This window comes from Vibrio sp. YT-19(2023) (assembly GCF_033337395.1).
The window spans coordinates 1-918 of record NZ_JAWOQN010000237.1 but is presented as its reverse complement, the minus strand read 5'-3'; the positions used below and the strand labels follow the sequence as shown (position 1 = coordinate 918).

General features: G+C 47.2%; 1 pseudogene. It reads left to right on the top strand.

The features are described from left to right. A pseudogene (locus R7E78_RS25110) lies at window positions 1-918 on the top strand (RNA polymerase factor sigma-54); the annotation flags it as partial.

Here is a 918-nt window from a genome sequence, read left to right as displayed (position 1 = left end):
TCGACTCTCGATCTTCAACAAGAAATCCAAGAAGCGTTGGACTCAAACCCGCTATTGGAAGTTGAAGAAGGCCACGAAGAACCTCAAGCAAATGGTGAAGACAAATCAGCACTCGAAACTGCTGACAACAGTGCCAACGAGCCAACAGAAATCGAAGTTCCTGATAGTTCTGACGTCATCGAAAAGTCCGAAATCAGCTCAGAGCTTGAAATCGACACAACTTGGGATGATGTCTACAGCGCAAATACGGGCAGTACCGGTTTAGCGTTAGACGATGATATGCCGGTCTACCAAGGCGAAACCACAGAATCGCTACACGATTACCTGATGTGGCAACTCGACTTATCGCCTTTCAGTGAAACCGACCGTACGATTGCCATTGCCATCATTGATGCGATTGACGATTACGGCTATCTGACCCTATCTCCTGAAGAGATTCACGAAAGCTTCGACAACGAAGATATTGAGTTGGATGAGGTCGAAGCCGTGCGCAAACGCATCCAACAGTTTGACCCGCTTGGTGTGGCATCGCGGAACCTGCAAGAATGCTTACTCCTGCAACTTGCAACCTTCCCAGAAGACACGCCTTGGCTTGCAGAAGCCAAAATGATTCTTGCCGATCACATCGATCACCTTGGTAATCGCGATTACAAACTGGTCATCAAAGAAACTAAGCTAAAAGAAGCGGATCTACGCGAAGTACTAAAACTGATCCAACAGTTAGATCCTCGTCCGGGCAGCCGCATTACCCCAGACGACACAGAATACGTCATTCCGGACGTATCGGTATTTAAAGATCATGGGAAATGGACCGTTTCCATCAACCCTGACAGCATTCCAAAGTTAAAAGTTAACCAACAATACGCTCAATTAGGCAAAGGCAACAGTGCGGATAGCCAGTACATTCGCAGCAATTTG